The 1,070-nt window shown below is 71.4% G+C and carries 1 pseudogene; it reads left to right on the forward strand.

What is annotated here, in order from left to right:
- Window positions 1-1,070, forward strand: a pseudogene (locus tag F3J40_RS24555) (type IV secretion protein Rhs); the annotation flags it as partial.

The raw sequence follows: 1,070 nt of genomic DNA on the forward strand, positions 1-1,070 counted from the left end.
GGGCTGATTATCCGCCGCAACCCGCAGGGCGACGTGCTGATTGCCGACGACGACGGGGCGGCCTGGCGGCTGTTCCGCGCCACGCCGGGCGAGCCGCAGCGCCTGCGGCTGGCGACGCTCAGCGACGAGTACGCCAACGCCCTGGAGTCCGAGTGGGACGCGCAGGGTCGCCTGGTGGCGGTGCGCGACGAGGGGGATGCGCTGGAGGTGCAGCTGCACTACGGCGACACCCGTTTCCCGGACCGGCTGACGGAGGCCTGGCAGCACCGGGACGGCGAGCGCTGGCTGCTGATGCGCTGGGGCTACGACGGCGCCGGACGGCTGGTCGGCGTCACCGACGCCAGCGGGGTGGAGACGCGCGCCTTTGGCTGGCACGAGGAACATTTGCTGGCGTGGCACCGCCTGCCGGGCGGGCTGCGCAGCGACTACGTCTGGGCGCTGCACGACCACTGGCGGGTGGTGGCCCAGCACGACAGCCGGGGCGACGGCTGCGACATCCGCTATGACCTGGCGGCGCGCATTACGTACGTGACCACGCGGGAGGGGTATCAGCGCGAACACCACTGGGACGAACGGGGGCTGATTACCGCCTTTAAGGACGAGCGCGGCGGCTGGTGGCAGTACGGCTGGAACGAGGACGAGCAGCTGCTGTGGCGCAGCGACCCGTCGGGCCACGAGGAGCACTTTGAGTATGACGCGGCGGGCAACCGGGCGGTACACACCGACGCCGACGGCCGCCGCCGGGCGGTGACCTGGCTGGCGCAGCGCGCGCTGCCGGTGAAGGTGACGGAGCCGGACGGCGGGACCACGCACTTCTTCTACGACTCCCGGCACCACCTGGTACGGGAAGTGGACGCGCTGGGCCAGGCGACGCGCTACGCGCGCAACAACTTCGGGCAGGTCATCAGCGTGACGGACGCGCTGGGGAACGTCAGCCGCCGGAAATATGACGACCGGGGCCTGCTGACCAGCGACACCGACTGCTCGGGCAGCGAGACGCGCTACGAGTGGCACCCGCGCGGCTGGCTGCTGCGGGAAATCCTGCCGGACGGCAGGCACACCGACTACGA

It is taken from the genome of Candidatus Pantoea multigeneris, assembly GCF_011752615.1.
In the GTDB taxonomy this organism is placed as follows: Bacteria; Pseudomonadota; Gammaproteobacteria; order Enterobacterales; family Enterobacteriaceae; genus Pantoea; species Pantoea multigeneris.